This window comes from Caulobacter sp. BE264 (genome assembly GCF_031457805.1).
Classification (GTDB): domain Bacteria; phylum Pseudomonadota; class Alphaproteobacteria; order Caulobacterales; family Caulobacteraceae; genus Caulobacter.
In genome coordinates this window covers 200,688-215,780 of record NZ_JAVDXI010000003.1, presented here as the reverse complement: position 1 = coordinate 215,780, position 15,093 = coordinate 200,688, and the positions used below count along the sequence as shown (strand labels likewise).

Genomic DNA, 15,093 nt, shown 5'->3' with positions numbered 1-15,093 from the left:
CGCTCTAGTGCAGACCCCTCAAGAGGTCGATGCGCCGCATCGCCTTGCCCGGAAGCTCCGAGATCCGTCCCAGCGGCAGGGCCTCGGCGACGCTTCTGACGCCGTAGACCGCGTGCCGCACCAGGGTCGGCACCGAGGGCGAACCCAAAAAGCCAAACACCACGCGTTGCTGAGCGTTGGAGAGCTCTCGTTTGAACCGGTAATCGCCCGTCCCGAGATCGAGCCGCTTAAGGGGCGTGCCGTCCATGCTCTTCAGAATGTCCTGGAACAGCATCATGCCGGGCGAGTAGCGCTCGAGGTCGGGATTGTGGGCGATCAGCCAGCCGTGAATGGTGTGTTCGCCGCGGAGGTGGAAGTGCACGGCCGCCAGGCGCTCGCCCAGATGAAGCGTATAGAGCGCGCCGCCGAAATCGGCGTCGCGGCGCGCGAACAGATCGTCCAGAAGCTTGTTGACCCACGGCGCCTTGAAGAGGTCGGTCTGGTGGGTGAGCAGTAATTGCACCCGCTTCCAGGCCATCAGCTGATCGAACGCCGACCGGCTCTGCGACATTGCGGTGAAGCGGCAGGGCCCGACCTCGCGCTCGGCCTTGCGTCGCTTCTTGTCGATGTCCTTCAGCACGCCGACACCCGCGGCCTTCCGCTCGGCGGCGTAGGCCTCGTAGCCGTCTGGCGTTTCCACGACCCAGCTGTCGGTCTGGCCGCGCGCATGGCGGCCCAGGGTCTCGTCGTCGGCCATCATGTGGCAAAAGTCGATGCGGCCGACGCCCAGCGCGTGCAGTAGCTCCCGCGGGTCCATGGCGACGCCCGGCGCCGAGATCAGGGCCTGATAGTCGCACATCGGCGCGCCGACCGGCATGGCCACGTCCTGGCGCACCCGCGCGGGCAGGAAAGCCAGCGCCTCGCCCCCAGGTCCGCGTTGGATAGCGACCTTGACCTGGTCGCCCTTGTCGCCTTGAGCGCGGGCGACGGCCAGCGTCCATTGCGGTGAAAGGAAAGGGGAGTCGAGCCGCGTCTGGCCGTGCTGAAGCTGCGCCCACCGCTCGCGGTCGGCGTCCGAAAGATCCAGCGCTTTGACGATTTCGATGGGCAAAGAGGCCAGTCCGACGAGAAGAGTCGGCGCGCACTGTGAGCCCGAGAGATTGCCTTAGGGTTGACGAGACGTCGTTCTGCAAGACTTGGCGCCGCTCTCCTCTCCTTAAGGGCGAGCGGCGCCAGCCATCTCAGTCCATCAGTTTGCGCGTCAGATAGACGTACTCCAGCGCCTGGCGACGGGCCGTCTCGGCGAGGTTCGCGGCGCCGGCGTGACCACCGTCGATGTTTTCATAATAGAGCACCGGATAGCCCAGCTCCATCAGGCGGGCGGCCGCCTTCCGAGCGTGGGCGGGGTGGACGCGATCGTCCTTGGTCGAGGTCTCGATGAACACCTCGGGATACTTCTGGCCGGCCTTGAGGTTGGAATAGGGGTCGTACTTGGCGATGACGGCCCGCTCCGACGGAATGGCCGGATCGCCGTACTCGCCCACCCACGAGGCGCCCGCGCCAAGCTGGCTGTAGCGGATCATGTCGAACAGCGGCACCTGCACGACGATGGCGTTATAGAGGTCGGGCCGCTGGGTCAGGGCGACGCCCATCAGCAGGCCGCCGTTCGATCCGCCCATGATCCCAAGCCGACGCGGCGAGGTGATCTTGCGCGTGATCAGGTCCTGCGACACCGCGAAGAAGTCGTCATAGACCTTCTGACGGTTCTCCTTGAGGCCGGCCGAGTGCCACGCCGGTCCGAACTCGCCGCCGCCCCGGATATTGGCCACCACATAGACGCCGCCGCGCTCCAGCCACAGCTTGCCCATCACGCCCGAATAGCCAGGCGTCATCGGCACCTGGAAGCCGCCATAGGCGTAGAGCAGGGTCGGGGCCGAGCCGTCGTACTTCACGCCCTTGGGCCGCACGATGAAGTAGGGGATCTTGGTCCCGTCGGTGCTGGTCGCCTCGAACTGTTCGACCACGTGGGTCGAGGCGTCGAAGCGGGCCGGCGAGGCCTTGACCTGTTCCAGCTTCAGCGAGCCCGCGTCAGCCAGCCAGTAGGTGGTCGGCGTCAGGTAGCCCGTGACGGTGACGAACAGACGCTCGCCCTTGTCGTCCGACGAGCCCAGGCCGATCGAGCTGTTGGCGGGCAGGTCCAGGCTTGCGGCCGTCCAGCCCTTGGGGCCGTGGGTGAACACCTTGGCCGCGCCCTTGACGTTGTCGAGCATGCTGACCACCAGCTTGGTGCGGGTGGTCTGGACCTGCTCCACCGACTGGCGCGCCGTCGGTCGCAGCACCAGCGTGGCGACCGCCTTGTCCGGCGCGGCCTTCAGCTTGGCGAGGTCGAAGCTGATCAGGTCGCCGGTCTTGAAGCCCTTCGCGGGCCAGTCCTGCTCCATCAGCACGACCATCTGGCCGTCGACATAGCCCTGGATCGAGCTCTTCAGCGGCAGATCGAGCTTCACGGGCTTGTCGCCCTCGATCAGGTAGGTTTCGCTCTCGAAGAAGGTGACGCCGCGCGTGGCCATCACCGCCACCACCTTGCCGTCGGCGTCGCGCAGCACGAACGGGCTGACCGAGACATCGGTCTCGACGCCGCGATACACCTCTCTGGCCTGATCCAGGGGCTGTCCCCGCTTCAGAGCCTTCAGCACATAGGCATAGCCCGACTTGGTCAACTCGCCCGGCGTCCATTCGCGGCCGACCAGGAGCGTGTCCTTGTCCAGCCAGGCGTAGTTCTGTTTGCCCTCAGGCAGTTCGAAGCCGCCGGGCACGAAGCTCTTGGTGGTGGTGTCGAACTCGCGGACCGTCACGGCGTCCTTGCCGCCGTTCGAGAGGGTGATCAGGCAGCGGGTGTCGTCCGGCGGCAGGCAGCTGGCCCCCTTGAACACCCAGTTGGCGTTCTCGGCCTTGGTCAGGGCGTCGATGTCGAGGATCGTCTCCCAGGCAGGCTCGGCGGTGCGGTAGCTGTCCAGCGTGGTCTTGCGCCAGATGCCGCGCACATGGTCCTTGTCCTGCCAGAAGTTGCGCAGGGAGCCGTCGCCGGCGAACGAGACGCCCGGCACCCGGTCCTTGGCGTTCAGAATGGTCAAGGCCTTGGACTCAAGGTCGGCGTAGCGCGCGTCGCCCTGCAAAACGGGAAGCGAGCGGGCGTTCTGGGCCTTGGCCCAGTCCATGGCGCGCGTCCCTTCGATCTCCTCCATCCAGATATACGGATCGTCCTTGCCCAGCTCCGACAGGGGCGTACGCGCCTCGGCGGCGGGTTCGCCCGTAGGCTTTGCTGTGTCGGCGGCGATCGCGGGGGTCAGGGTCATCAGGCTCGTGGTGGCGAGGAGGGCAAGCAGCGACTTACGCATTTAGTGATCCATCAACTGGCGCGACAGGTAGGTGTAGTGCAGGGCCCAGCGGCGAGCGTTGGCCTTGGGATCGGCCCCGTTGGCGTGGCCGCCGTCGGTGTTCTCGAAATAGAGGTTGTCGACCTTCAGGTCGTCCAGACGCGCGGCGAACTTGCGCGCGTGGCCCGGATGGACGCGGTCGTCCTTGGTCGAGGTCGTGATGTAGGCCAGCGGATATTTCACGCCGGCTTTCAGCTGTTGATAGGGGCTGTAGGCCTCGATCCAGGCGCGCTCGGCCGGAATGGCCGGATCGCCGTACTCGCCGATCCACGAGGCGCCGGCGGGCAGCTGGGTGTAGCGGATCATGTCCAGCAGCGGACTTTCCACGATCACGGCGTTCCACAGGTCCGGCCGCTGGGTCATGGCCACACCCATCAAAAGGCCGCCGTTCGAGCGGCCATAGGCGCCCAGATGGCGGGGCGAGGTGATCTTCCTGGCGATCAGGTCCTCGGCCACGGCGAAATAGTCGTCATAGGCCCGCTGGCGATTGGCCTTCAGCGCCGCCTGGTGCCAGGCTGGCCCAAACTCGCCGCCGCCCCGGATATTGGCCACGGCGTAGCTGCCGCCGCGCTCGAGCCAGAGTTTGCCGATCAGCGGATCATAGACGGGCAGCTTCGAAAGGTTGAAACCGCCATAGGCGTGCAGCAGGGTCGGGTTCTGGCCGTCGTGCTTGTGGCCCTTGGGGTGGATCAGGAAGTAGGGAATCTTGGTCCCGTCCTTGGAGGTGGCCACCTTCTGCTCGACCTCCAGCTTGCTGGCGTCGAACTGGGCGGGCAGGGCCTTGATGGTCTGGGCGGTGGTTCCCGTGGCGTCGGCCAGTTTCAGCTGGGTCGGGGTGGCGAAGCCTTCGTCGGTGTAGAAGACAAGATCGCCCTCGTCCGAGTGCGAGCCCAGGGTCACGGCGGCGTTGTCGATGACCGGCAGGTTGGTCTTGACCACCCCGCGCTCGCCCCGGTTTTCCAGGCTGACCAGCGAGCCCCGGACGTTGTCGTAGACGACGGCGACGACGCGGTTGTCGGTGACGGTCGCCTGGGCGATCGACTGGCGCGGCCCCGGCGACAGGATCGCGCAGGGATTACAGCCGTTGGACACCACGATCTCGCCGCCCGGGCGCAGGCGCTCGGGCGTGGCCAGGGCCAGACTGCCGGCGGGGATGCCGACGCCGGCGAAGGTCCAGGGCTCCTCGGTTTTGACGACTAGCGCGCCGTCCAGCATACCGATGACGCCGCCCTTCTGGGGCAGGGGCAGTTGCGTCAGGCCCTTGTCCGTCCACTCGAAATAGCGGCTGTTGAAGAAGTCGGTCGCCTGCTCGATCAGGACGACGCGGTTCCCCCTGGCGTCGCGCAGCACGTTGGGGCGCACCGACACGTCGGCCTTCTGGCCGCGATAGACCTCGACCGCCTGGTTCAGGGCCTGGCCTCTCTTCAGCGTCTTGACCACCATGCCGTAGCCGCTGTCGGTGGTCGTGCCCGGACCCCAGTCGCGGGTCAGGATCAGGGTGTCGGCGTCCAGCCACTCGATCGACTGCTTGCTTTCGGGCAGGACAAAGCCGCCCGCCGCCGGATCGACGAAGGTCTTGGTGGTCAGGTCGAACTCGCGGACCGTGACCGCGTCCTTGCCGCCGTTGGACAGGTTTACGAGGCACCGGTCGTGGGTCTTGGGCCGGCAGTCCGCGCCCTTCCAGATCCAGTTCTTGCCCTCGGCGGCGGCGAGGGCGTCAAGGTCGATCACCGTCTCCCACTGGGGATCGGCGGACTTGTAGGACTCAAGGCTGGCGCGCCGCCAGACACCGCGCACGTGGGTCGCGTCCTGCCAGAAGTTGAACACCGTCTTGCCGACGAAGTTGGGCATGGCGATCCGGTCCCTGGCGGCCAGGATCTTCAGGGCCTCGGCCTGCAGGCCCGCGAAGCGCGGATCGCTGGAGAGCAGCGGCAGGGTCTTGTCGTTCTGCGCCTTCACCCAGGCCAGGGCTTCGGGGCTTTCGACAGCCTCGAGAGCCAGATGCGGGTCCTGCGTCTGGGCGCGCGCGGAGCCGGAGGCCAGGAGGACAAGGGCGAGAGCGGCGGCCGAGCCGTGGCGGAGCTTGATCATGGCCGGGGACGGTATCGAACATTCCGTCGCGCGCCAGCCCACTTTTCGCACGTCTTGAGCCGGTAAACCGGCCCGGGCGCGGGCGATCATGCCCCGCGTCGCCGCGTCCCCTGACTTGGCGCGGCTTTTCCACTATATAGCCGGGCCATGAGCCGCACCTTCCTGAAGATGAACGGCCTGGGCAACGATTTCGTCGTCATCCAGACCCTCACCGAACGCTTCGATCCGACCCCTGAGCAGATCCGTGCGATCGCCAAACGGGACGGGGGGATCGGCTGCGATCAGGTCATCGCCATCGATCCGCCCAAGGCCGAGGGCGCCTCGGCCTATGTGCGGTTCTGGAACGCGGACGGGGAAGAAGCCGGCGCCTGCGGCAACGGCACGCGCTGCGTGGCCTGGCTCTTGATGCAGTCGGCCGGCAAGGACGCGGTGGCGTTCGACACGGTGGCCGGGCGCCTGTCGGGCAAGGCCGCCGGCGACCGGTTGGTGACGGTCGACATGGGGCCGCCAGGCCTGGACTGGGCCCAGATCCCATTGTCGGAAGAGATGAACACCGAGCGCGTGGAGCTGCAGGTCGGGCCGATTGACGCGCCGCTGGTCCACACGCCGGTCTGCGTCTCGATGGGCAATCCGCATGTGGTGTTCTTCGTCGACGCGCCGGTCACCGACGACTTCGCGCGCGGCACAGGCAGCCTCGTGGAGCACCACCCGCTGTTCCCGGAAGGCGTCAATGTCGGCTTTGCGCATGTCGTCGCGCGAGACCATATCCGGCTGAAGGTCTGGGAGCGCGGGGCGGGCCTGACCCAGGCCTGCGGCACCGGCGCCTGTGCCGCCCAGGTCGCGGCGGTCCGCCGGGGCCTGACTGATCGCACGGCGCGGGTCGAGTTCGACAGCGGTTCGCTGACGATCGAGTGGCGCGAAAGCGACGGCCACGTGATCATGACGGGCCCGATCACCATGGAATACGCCGGCAAGCTGCCGGAGCTGGTCGCGGCTTAGGGCCATGGCGACTTACACCGTCATCAAGGCGACCCCGGCTCCCAAGCCCCAAGCGGGCGAGGAGGGCGGGCCGGCGACGACGCTGTCGGGCCCTGACGGCGTCGACGTCGTCACCTTCGGCTGCCGCCTCAACGCCTATGAGAGCGAGGCCATGCGCGCCCGGGCTTCGGCTGACGGCCTGTCGGACGCGGTGGTGTTCAACACCTGCGCGGTGACCAACGAGGCCGTGCGTCAGGCCCGTCAGGCGATCCGCAAGGCGCGGCGCGAGCGGCCCGGCGCGCGGATCATCGTCACGGGCTGCGCCGCCCAGGTCGATCCCGCCGCCTTCGCCGCCATGCCCGAGGTCGACCTCGTGCTTGGCAACGCCGAAAAGGCCGCGCCCGGCGCCCTGACCGACACCTCCGCCCGCGTGCGGGTCAACGACATCATGTCGATCAAGGAGACCGCCGGTCACCTGATCGATGGTCTGAAGGATCGGGCCCGCGCCTATGTCGAGGTGCAGAACGGCTGCGATCACCGCTGCACCTTCTGCATCATCCCCTATGGCCGGGGAAACTCGCGCTCGGCTCCGGCTGGCGAGGTCGTCGAGCAGGTCCGCAAGCTGGCCGCCGAGGGCTATCGCGAGGTCGTCCTCACCGGCGTCGACGTGACCTCCTGGGGCGCGGACCTGCCGGGCCAGCCGACGCTGGGCCAGTTGGTCGGCCGCATCCTGCGCATGGTTCCGGACCTGCCGCGCCTGCGGCTGTCGTCGATCGACGCCGCCGAGATCGATCCGGATCTCTTCAGGCTGCTCGAGACCGAGCCGCGCCTGATGCCTTACCTGCACCTGTCCTTGCAGGCGGGCGACAACCTGATCCTCAAGCGCATGAAGCGCCGGCATAGCCGCGAGGACGCGCTCAAGCTGGTCGCCGAGGTCCGCCGCGCGCGTCCCGACACCGCCTTCGGCGCCGACCTGATCGCCGGCTTCCCGACCGAGACCGAGGAAGCGTTCGAGAACACGCTGAAGCTGGTCGAGGAAGCGGGCTTGGCCTTCCTCCACGTCTTCCCCTACAGCGCCCGCCCCGGCACGCCCGCCGCGCGGATGCCGCCGGTGAAGGGGCCGGTGATCAAGGACCGCGCCCGTCGCCTGCGCGAGGCGGGTCAGCGCGGGCTCGAGCGCCACCTGCAGGCTCAGGTCGGCCGGACCCTGTCGGGCCTGGTCGAGCGTCCGGGGGTCGCGCGCGCCGAGGACTTCACCGAGATCGCCTTCGAGGGCGCCGCGACGCCGGGCGAAATCCAGGCGTTCCGGGTCGTCGGCCACGACGGCGCGCGGGCCCTCGCCGAGCCGGTCTAGACCGGCGTCAGGGCTCTAGCCGCTTGCGCCAGGCGCCCCCGGAAGGGCGGGCGCCTTGCGGGTCTTCCAGAGCGACCAGCCCACGCCCGCCGCCAGGATGGCGAAGGTGATCGACAGCGACAGGCCGGCGGGGAACTTCTCCCAGCCCAGGGCGTCGGCGATGAAGATCTTGCCGCCGATGAACACCAGCAGGACGGCCAGGGCCTGCTTCAGGTAGGCGAAGCGGTGGAGCACCGCGGCCAGGGCGAAGTAAAGGGCGCGCAGGCCCAGGATCGCCATGATGTTCGAGGTGTAGACGATATAGGGGTCGGTGGTGATGGCGAAGATCGCTGGCACCGAGTCGACGGCGAAGACGAGATCGGCCAGTTCCACCAGCACCAGGGCCAGGAACAGCGGGGTGGCCAGCAGGGCCATCTTGCCCGTTCGCTTGTCGACGCCCCGCACGAAGAAGCGCTCGCCTTCCAGCTTGTCGCTGACCGGCAGCACGCGGCGCAGCCACTTGAGCGCGGCGTTGTTGTTCAGGTCGACAGGTTTGTCCCCAGCGAAGAGCATTTTCACGCCCGTCAGGATCAGGAAGGCGGCGAAGATGTAGAGCACCCAGCCGAACTGGCTGACCAGGGCCGCGCCGATACCGATCATGATCCCCCGCAGGATGATCACGCCCAGCACGCCCCAGAACAGCACCCGGTGCTGCAGGGCGGGCGGAATGGCGAAGAAGCCGAAGATCAGCGCGATGACAAAGACGTTGTCGATCGCCAGGCTCTTCTCGATCACGAAGCCGGTCAGGTACTCAACGCCCGCCGTGGGGCCCAGCTGCATCCAGACCAGACCGCCAAAACCAAGGCCCAGGCTGATGTACATCAGCGACATCATCAGGCTGTCGCGCACGCCGATCTCGCGGGGACCGCGTTTGCGGCCGGGGACGACGCCGAGGTCGAACGCCAGAAGCGCCAGGACCGCGAGAATGAAACCCGCCCACATCCAGAGCGGTTTGCCGATGATCGGCAGGGTGAGGAAATCCATGATCTCGTTCAATCGTGAGCGGTGGGTGAGGGGCGGCGCACAGCGCCAGACGCGCCGGCGATCGCGTCGCCGCAGCGCTTAATCCAGCCTCATGAAAGGGCGCGCGCCGCTCGTCCGGCGGCGCGCTGGTCGGTGGCGGAGGGGCGTTAGGCCCGGATATCCAGCCGTCCCGCGCTTAGCGGGCGGGGCGCTGGCCCACGTTCGACCCGATCAGGCGCGGTCACCGGCTTGGCGGTGGGCTGACTGGCGTGTGACGCGGCCTGGACAAAGGTCTGCTGCGCCATCCGCAGCGCCACCCAAGTCGAAGGAGAGGGGGTTCCGACTCTCATCGCCGGCCTCGCTCGGCGATCAGGTCGAACTGGATGGGGCTCAGGGCCAGCAGGCTGCAGACCCGTAGCAGGACATCTCGTTCCTCAGCGTCCAGGCCGCCATCCGACGTGGCCACGACACAGGCGGCGTTGACGACGGATCTGGCCGCGTCGTCGCGACCGCGCAGGCGCCGGATAGCCATCTCGGCCTCGAACTGGGCGGTGTCCGGGTCCTGCTCGAAGCGCCGCTCCAGAGCTTCGAACGCTTCGAGCGCGTCGTCGACGCCAAACACGGCCAAGGCCGCCAGGCCGCGCATGCGCTCAAGCATCCGCGCGCGCTCCTCGGGGGTGACCCAACCGTCGGCCCGGGCCACCAGGGCGCAAACCGCCACCAAGGCGTCCAGCTGATCCAGCTGCGCGGGGGTCCAGGTTTCAGCGATCCGCACACGTGCGGCGTGGATGGGATTCAGGGACATGTGTGCTCTCCTCTGTTTGAGAGGGAGCGCCCGACACCGGGTTGGCGGGGTTCTGGGGGGCTTGACCCTTGGACCCGACGCCGGGCGCACCCGACGCGGTCCGACATCACGATCACGCCTATTAAGCGCGAGAGTCGTCAGAGGGGCCCGGCCCGCAGCTCAGATATTGGATCAAGCGCGAGCGGGCGCAAGGGGGTGGAGTACGCCAATCTTGCGGCCGGTTGTCGCGACTGACCGATGGCGGCGCGCCTGATCACGACACCCGACGCGCTCAGGTCGAGGACTGAGGGCGTTCGTCGCCGTCGTGGAAGCCGGGCAGGCTCCAGCCGAACAGGATGGCGCAGGCGCGCAGGCTGAACGCTGCGATGAATCCGGCAATCCCGGCTGGCCAGAACGGAGCGCCCAGAAGTTGCAGCGTCGCGAACACGCCGGCCCCCAGTAGCGCGGCGGTGATGTAGATCTCCCGGCGCAGCAGGAGGTTGGGCTCTTCAGCCAGGACGTCGCGGATCACGCCGCCGAAGGCGGTGGTCAGCACGCCCATGACCACCGCGCTCAGCGGGTGGACTCCGAGGCCCAGGGCCTTCGCCGTGCCGACCACGGCGTAGGCGGCCATGCCCAGAGCGTCGAGCCACAGCAGGGCCCGGAACCGCCAGCCGCGCTTGCCCATCAGCCAGACCACGGTGGCCGCCGCCAGGCACGCGAGGATGTAGCCGGGTCGCTGCACCCAGAACACCGGCGCGCCGATCAGCAGGTCCCGGAGGGTGCCGCCGCCCACCCCGGTGATGGCGGCGAAGAATCCGAAGGTGATGATGTCATGCTTGCGCCGGGCCGCCGCGAGGGCGCCCGTTGCCCCGAAAACCGCCGCAGCGGCGTAGTCGAGCCAGAAAAGCGCGGTTCCAACCGGGTCAAGCTGCAAGTCCATGCCCCTTCATCGCACGCGTCCGCGCGCGGCGCTAACCATCGACCGTTAAATCCCGATTTACACTTTCGCCCGTTCGACTAAAGGGGCGCGGATGAGCGATAAGCCCGAGCAGAAAAAAGGCTGGTTCCAGCGCCTGACGTCTGGCCTGACCCGGTCTTCCCAGGCGATGACCGAGCAGGTCACCGGGGTCTTCACCAAGAAGCCCCTGGACCAGGAGCAGTTGGACGCCCTCGAGGAGATGCTGATCGAGGCCGACCTTGGCCCGCAGATCGCCGCGCGCATCACCGAGGCCTTCGGCAAGGCGCGCTTTGGCAAGTCGTCGACCGACGAGGAGGTCAAGGAGGCGCTGGCCGAGCTGATCGCCGCCGAGCTGGCCGATCGCCAGGGGGACTTTGATCCGCTGAACGGACCGCGCCCCTATGTCGTGCTGTTCATCGGCGTCAACGGCTCGGGCAAGACCACCACCCTGGGCAAGATCGCCGCCGACCTGACCGAAAAGGGCGCGCGCGTTCTGATCGCCGCCGGCGATACGTTCCGCGCCGCAGCCGTCGAGCAGTTGAAGGTCTGGGCCGATCGCGCCGGGGCCGACTTCATGTCCAAGCCCACCGGCTCGGACGCAGCCGCCCTGGCCTATGAGGCCGTCGAGCGCGCCAAGGCCGAGCACTACGACGTCGTGCTGATCGACACCGCCGGCCGTCTGCAGAACAAGCAGGGCCTGATGGACGAGCTTTTGAAGGTCATCCGGGTCGTCAAGAAGGTCGATCCCGACTATCCGCACGAGACGCTGCTGGTGCTGGACGCCACCGTCGGCCGCAACGCCCTGGCGCAGGAAAAGATTTTCGGCGGCCAGGTCGGGGTTTCGGGCATTGTCATGACCAAGCTGGATGGCACTGCGCGCGGCGGGGTGCTGGTGCCTGTGGCGCGGGCCTCCGACAGCCCGATCAAGCTGATCGGCGTCGGCGAGGGCGTCGAGGATCTGCAACCGTTTGACGCCCGGGCGTTCTCGCGTTCGCTCGTCGGCCTGAAGGACTAATCCGTGAGCGAAGCTTCGCCAAAGGACGATCAGGGGCCCAAGAAGCCTAATAACGGCTGGGTGCGGACGGTCGTCGACTACGGCGCGGCGATCGCGTTTGGCGTCGCCTATTTCGTGACCAAGGATTTTCAGAAGGCGACCTGGGTCCTGGTCGCGGCCTCGGCCGCCGCGCTGGCGATCGGCTATGCGGTGGAGCGGCGGCTAGCGGTGCTGCCGCTGTTCTTTGGCGGCATGGCGCTGATTTTCGGGACGCTGGGCCTGATCTTCCATTCCGACGTGTTCGTGAAGATCAAGGTGACAGTGATCAACCTGGCGCTCGCGACCTTTCTGGTCGGCGGCGTGCTGCTGGGGCGACAGCCGCTGAAGGTCATCATGGGCGAGGCGTTGCATCTGCCCGACGTCGCCTGGCGCACCCTCACGCTGCGCTATGGCGCCTATTTCGCGCTGGTCGCGATCGTCAATGAGGTGGTGCGCAACACCCAGGACACCGACACCTGGGTCAAGTTCCGTCTGGCTCTGCTGCCGGTGGCCCTCGTCTTTGTCGCCACGCAGCTGCCGTTCATGATGAAGCACATGGCCAAGGGCGATAATCCCCAGGCGGCCGAACCCCCGGACGCAGGCTTCTAACTTTCAACCGTCCACGGACCGTTGTCGTCAAACCGACGTGTTCGGCTGCTAGTCTTTGTCTGGCGGCCGAGGATTGCCGCGCGAGCAGGGGGCTGCGGCAATGGCCAAGGGCAAGGGCGACAAGCAGGGCGCGGGGCTTCTGGAGCGCTCGCCCAGTCACTTGCTGCATCGCGTGCTGCAGCTGGCGCTCGACATCTACGCGGAAGAATGTGGGAACGCCGGAGTGACCCAGCGCCAGTTCGCGGTGCTGGCCGCCGTGGCCGAGAACGAAGGTGTCACCCAGACGGCCCTGGTGCGCGCCACCGGCATCGACCGCTCGACCCTGGCCGACATGGTCGCCCGCATGATCACCAAGGGCCACCTGGAGCGCCAGCGCTCCAGCGAGGACGCCCGCGCCAACAGCGTGCGCCTGACCGCCGCCGGCCGCGAGGCGCTGGAAGCCATCCGCCCCATGGTGGCCATGGCCGACGCCCGCATTCTCGCCCTGCTCAAGCCTGGCAAGCGCGACGGCTTCCTCGACCTTCTGGCCGACATGGCGGGCGCCGAGCTGCATCCGGCCGAAGCCGAGCCCAAGGCCAAGAAGGTCAAGGCGCCGAAGGCCGAGAAGGTGAAGAAGGACAAGAAGCCCAAGAAGGACAAGGCCGCCAAGAAGGCCGCCTGAGGGCTCAGACCACGATGTTCAGCAGCGAGCCTGGCCGCAGGATTCGCGTGGGTTGGGCGTCCGGCTGCACGAAAGGCTTTGGCGGGGCCTGGCGCTGCTGGGGCTGGGCCATGGTCTGCATCTGCACCGTCGAGGGCGCGGCCACCGGACGGGTCGGCGCGGCGTCGCCCAAGGCCGCCTGGAAGAAGGCCGCGCGCGTCGACGCGCCCTGACCCGAAGCGGGGGTCGAGGTCGTGTTCGACGGGGCGGTCGGCCAACCGGCGGGGCGGACGGTGCTCATGACTCGCAGACTAACATGGTTAATGGAGCGTCGGCGAGTATGGTCAACGCCTGGTTAACGCGCTAGCTCCGCGACCTGAGAGCGCACCTCGCGCGACGCGGAACGGCGGGAGTCCCCATGAACCGGCAGAAGATCATCTTCCTCATCGTGCTTGGCGCGGTGGCGGTGTTCATCGCCGCGATGGTCCGTTCGATGCTGCCTAGCCACCAGGTGTTGGCGAACGGCTATCAGGTGTCGGTCGGCGGCAAGGGGGAGACCTGGGTGCGGACGCCGGATCGCAAGACGCTGATCACCGAGGTGACGTCGGTCTGGGCGTCGAGCGACCGGATGCTGATCGAACGTCATCCGACGGATGAGAAGCCGCCGTTCAAGCTGCTCGACTGCGACTACCAACTGGGCGAGGGGCGCGCGCCCCTGCGATTGATCTCGAACGCCGAAGCCAAGGCGATGATGGGGGCGCTGCGTCGCGAGGCGGCCTCGCCCAAGACCTGCGTCCGGTAGCGGCTACTTCGCCTGCTTCAGCAGGTTTTCGGCCGCGTCGGGCGTCAGAGGGCCGGTGTGTTTGGCGATGATCACGCCGTCGGATCCGACGAGATAGGTCTCCGGCACGCCGGTGACGCCGAACTCGAGTCCGGCGCGACCGTCGCGATCGATCCGCTTGGCGACGAACGGGTCGCCCAGGCGGGTCAGGAAGGCCTGGGTGTTGGCGGGCGCGTCCTTGTAGGCGATCCCGACCACCGTCACGCCCTGGGCTTTCAGAGCCATCAGCTGTGGGTGCTCGACCTCGCACGGGGCGCACCAGGAGGCGAAGAAGTTCACCAGGATGGGTCCGTCGCCGGGCGCGCGCAGGGCGGCCTCGCGTCCGGTGTCCAGGTCGGGCAGGGTCATGGCGGGCATGGGCTTGCCCACCAGCGCCTGGGGCTGGACGCGCGGGTCGCGCTTCAGCGCATAGCCGGCGAACAGCACCGCCAGGGCCGCCAGCACGATCAGCGGAGAAAAGGCGAGCCACCGTTTCACGGGCGCGTCTCGTCCAGCTCGGCTTGCAGGCGCTCGGCTTCGCGGCGCCAGCGGCGGGCCATGGCCAGGCTGTCGCCGATCAGCCAGGCGAACGCCACCGCCGACACGGCGAAGGCGGGCCACATATAGATCGCGTACTTGCCGGCGTCGAAGTCGAAGCTCATCGCGCGCCCTCCGCCAGCTTCATGGAAAGGCTCCGCGCCTTGCGCCGCCAGACCAGCGCCCGGATGCGCACCAGCCAGAGCGCGCCGAAGCCGCCGAGATAGGCCAGGGCCATGAAGGCCGCCGGCCAGGCGTAGATCGCCGGCAGGTGATCGCCCTTGTCGGCGAAGAAGGTCGAGGAGCCTTGATGCAGGGTGTTCCACCAGTCGACCGAAAACTTGACGACCGGCAGGTTGATCACCCCGACCAGGGCGAGGATGGCGGCCGAGCGCGCAGCCTTCTGTTCATCTTCCAACGCGCCGCGCAGGGCCATGTAGCCGAGATAGAACAGCAACAGGACCAGCACCGAGGTCAGGCGGGCGTCCCAGACCCAGAAGGTTCCCCACATCGGGCGGCCCCACAGCGATCCGGTGATCAGGGCCAGGACCGTATAGACCGCCCCGATCGGCGCGCAGGCCTGGGCCGCCAGGTCGGCGAGGACATGACGGAACACCAGCGACAACAGGCTGGCGATCCCCAGGCACAGATAGATGAACATCGACAGGGACGCGGCCGGGATGTGGATGAACATCATCCGCACCGTATCGCCCTGCTGGTAGTCCTCCGGGACCATGAAGGTCAGCGCCAGTCCCACAAGGCCGGCCAGGACGGACAACACGCCCAGCAGCGGCGCGGCCCAGCGCGAGAAGGCCATGAACCGCTCGGGGTTGGTCAGGAAATCGAACGTGTGGCGGGCGTCCATGAA

General features: G+C 67.7%; 15 protein-coding genes and 1 pseudogene. 6 read left to right on the top strand and 10 right to left on the bottom strand.

Features of this window, described 5'->3' with window-relative positions; translation table 11 throughout:
* Positions 1–4: 4 nt before the first annotated feature.
* The 3 genes and pseudogenes from J2X45_RS09300 to J2X45_RS09290 form a co-directional block, all read right to left on the bottom strand.
* On the bottom strand, positions 5–1,090 hold the full coding sequence (locus tag J2X45_RS09300; protein ID WP_310213973.1) for a GNAT family N-acetyltransferase: 1,086 nt from the start codon (positions 1,088–1,090) through the stop codon (positions 5–7).
* Between the two features lie 130 nt (positions 1,091–1,220).
* The gene (locus J2X45_RS09295; RefSeq protein WP_310213972.1) at positions 1,221–3,377 is read right to left on the bottom strand and encodes a prolyl oligopeptidase family protein; all 2,157 of its coding nucleotides are present in this window, start codon (positions 3,375–3,377) and stop codon (positions 1,221–1,223) included.
* Positions 3,378–5,640 (bottom strand): annotated as a pseudogene (locus J2X45_RS09290) (prolyl oligopeptidase family protein). It lies immediately after the preceding gene.
* Positions 5,641–5,654: 14 nt separating this feature from the next.
* On the opposite strand from J2X45_RS09290, the gene dapF reads away from it, so the two are divergent.
* Entirely contained in the window at positions 5,655–6,506 is an 852-nt protein-coding gene (dapF, locus tag J2X45_RS09285; RefSeq protein ID WP_310213971.1) for a diaminopimelate epimerase, read from the top strand.
* A 4-nt stretch (positions 6,507–6,510) separates the two neighbouring features.
* Positions 6,511–7,839 carry a tRNA (N(6)-L-threonylcarbamoyladenosine(37)-C(2))-methylthiotransferase MtaB gene (mtaB, locus tag J2X45_RS09280; protein ID WP_310213970.1) on the top strand — a complete coding sequence of 443 codons (1,329 nt, stop codon included), beginning with the start codon at positions 6,511–6,513 and terminating at the stop codon, positions 7,837–7,839.
* Between the two features lie 15 nt (positions 7,840–7,854).
* On the opposite strand, the gene J2X45_RS09275 is transcribed toward mtaB, so the two are convergent.
* From J2X45_RS09275 to J2X45_RS09265, 3 genes are all read right to left on the bottom strand, one after another.
* Positions 7,855–8,874 (bottom strand): TerC family protein, encoded by a 1,020-nt coding sequence (locus tag J2X45_RS09275; RefSeq protein WP_310213969.1) that lies wholly within the window; start codon positions 8,872–8,874, stop codon positions 7,855–7,857.
* Between the two features lie 313 nt (positions 8,875–9,187).
* Complete coding sequence (locus tag J2X45_RS09270; RefSeq protein WP_310213968.1) at positions 9,188–9,646, bottom strand: tellurite resistance TerB family protein; 459 nt, start codon at positions 9,644–9,646, stop codon at positions 9,188–9,190.
* A gap of 271 nt (positions 9,647–9,917) precedes the next feature.
* A complete protein-coding gene (locus tag J2X45_RS09265; protein ID WP_310213967.1) occupies positions 9,918–10,568 on the bottom strand; it encodes a trimeric intracellular cation channel family protein in 651 nt (216 codons plus the stop codon).
* A 91-nt stretch (positions 10,569–10,659) separates the two neighbouring features.
* Here J2X45_RS09265 and ftsY point away from each other — a divergent pair, with 91 nt between their 5' ends.
* From ftsY to J2X45_RS09250, 3 genes are all read left to right on the top strand, one after another.
* Complete coding sequence (ftsY, locus tag J2X45_RS09260; protein ID WP_310213965.1) at positions 10,660–11,601, top strand: signal recognition particle-docking protein FtsY; 942 nt, start codon at positions 10,660–10,662, stop codon at positions 11,599–11,601.
* Between the two features lie 3 nt (positions 11,602–11,604).
* Positions 11,605–12,228, top strand: coding sequence for an inner membrane-spanning protein YciB (locus tag J2X45_RS09255; protein WP_310213963.1), 624 nt, complete (start codon positions 11,605–11,607; stop codon positions 12,226–12,228).
* Positions 12,229–12,328: 100 nt separating this feature from the next.
* Positions 12,329–12,889 carry a MarR family winged helix-turn-helix transcriptional regulator gene (locus tag J2X45_RS09250; RefSeq protein ID WP_310213961.1) on the top strand — a complete coding sequence of 187 codons (561 nt, stop codon included), beginning with the start codon at positions 12,329–12,331 and terminating at the stop codon, positions 12,887–12,889.
* A gap of 4 nt (positions 12,890–12,893) precedes the next feature.
* On the opposite strand, the gene J2X45_RS09245 is transcribed toward J2X45_RS09250, so the two are convergent.
* A complete protein-coding gene (locus tag J2X45_RS09245) occupies positions 12,894–13,169 on the bottom strand; it encodes a hypothetical protein (RefSeq protein WP_310213959.1) in 276 nt (91 codons plus the stop codon).
* A 117-nt stretch (positions 13,170–13,286) separates the two neighbouring features.
* Here J2X45_RS09245 and J2X45_RS09240 point away from each other — a divergent pair, with 117 nt between their 5' ends.
* Complete coding sequence (locus J2X45_RS09240; RefSeq protein WP_310213958.1) at positions 13,287–13,670, top strand: hypothetical protein; 384 nt, start codon at positions 13,287–13,289, stop codon at positions 13,668–13,670.
* Between the two features lie 3 nt (positions 13,671–13,673).
* Here J2X45_RS09240 and J2X45_RS09235 read toward each other — a convergent pair whose 3' ends face one another.
* The 3 genes from J2X45_RS09235 to J2X45_RS09225 are packed head-to-tail and all read right to left on the bottom strand — an operon-like array spanning position 13,674 to position 15,090.
* Entirely contained in the window at positions 13,674–14,186 is a 513-nt protein-coding gene (locus tag J2X45_RS09235; protein ID WP_310213956.1) for a DsbE family thiol:disulfide interchange protein, read from the bottom strand.
* On the bottom strand, positions 14,183–14,350 hold the full coding sequence (gene ccmD / locus J2X45_RS09230) for a heme exporter protein CcmD (RefSeq protein ID WP_310213955.1): 168 nt from the start codon (positions 14,348–14,350) through the stop codon (positions 14,183–14,185). Before ccmD ends, J2X45_RS09235 begins: the two co-directional genes overlap by 4 nt.
* Entirely contained in the window at positions 14,347–15,090 is a 744-nt protein-coding gene (locus J2X45_RS09225) for a heme ABC transporter permease (protein WP_310213953.1), read from the bottom strand. Before J2X45_RS09225 ends, ccmD begins: the two co-directional genes overlap by 4 nt.
* Between the last annotated feature and the right edge of the window lie 3 nt (positions 15,091–15,093).

Bases quoted from the DNA above. Each gene is read 5' to 3' on its own strand.
- J2X45_RS09295 (WP_310213972.1), bottom strand. From the start codon at position 3,377: ATGCGTAAGTCGCTGCTTGCCCTCCTCGCCACCACGAGCCTGATGACC.
- dapF (WP_310213971.1), top strand. From the start codon at position 5,655: ATGAGCCGCACCTTCCTGAAGATGAACGGCCTGGGCAACGATTTCGTC.
- mtaB (WP_310213970.1), top strand. From the start codon at position 6,511: ATGGCGACTTACACCGTCATCAAGGCGACCCCGGCTCCCAAGCCCCAA.
- J2X45_RS09270 (WP_310213968.1), bottom strand. From the start codon at position 9,646: ATGTCCCTGAATCCCATCCACGCCGCACGTGTGCGGATCGCTGAAACC.
- J2X45_RS09265 (WP_310213967.1), bottom strand. From the start codon at position 10,568: ATGGACTTGCAGCTTGACCCGGTTGGAACCGCGCTTTTCTGGCTCGAC.
- ftsY (WP_310213965.1), top strand. From the start codon at position 10,660: ATGAGCGATAAGCCCGAGCAGAAAAAAGGCTGGTTCCAGCGCCTGACG.
- J2X45_RS09250 (WP_310213961.1), top strand. From the start codon at position 12,329: ATGGCCAAGGGCAAGGGCGACAAGCAGGGCGCGGGGCTTCTGGAGCGC.
- J2X45_RS09245 (WP_310213959.1), bottom strand. From the start codon at position 13,169: ATGAGCACCGTCCGCCCCGCCGGTTGGCCGACCGCCCCGTCGAACACG.
- J2X45_RS09240 (WP_310213958.1), top strand. From the start codon at position 13,287: ATGAACCGGCAGAAGATCATCTTCCTCATCGTGCTTGGCGCGGTGGCG.
- ccmD (WP_310213955.1), bottom strand. From the start codon at position 14,350: ATGAGCTTCGACTTCGACGCCGGCAAGTACGCGATCTATATGTGGCCC.
- J2X45_RS09225 (WP_310213953.1), bottom strand. From the start codon at position 15,090: ATGGACGCCCGCCACACGTTCGATTTCCTGACCAACCCCGAGCGGTTC.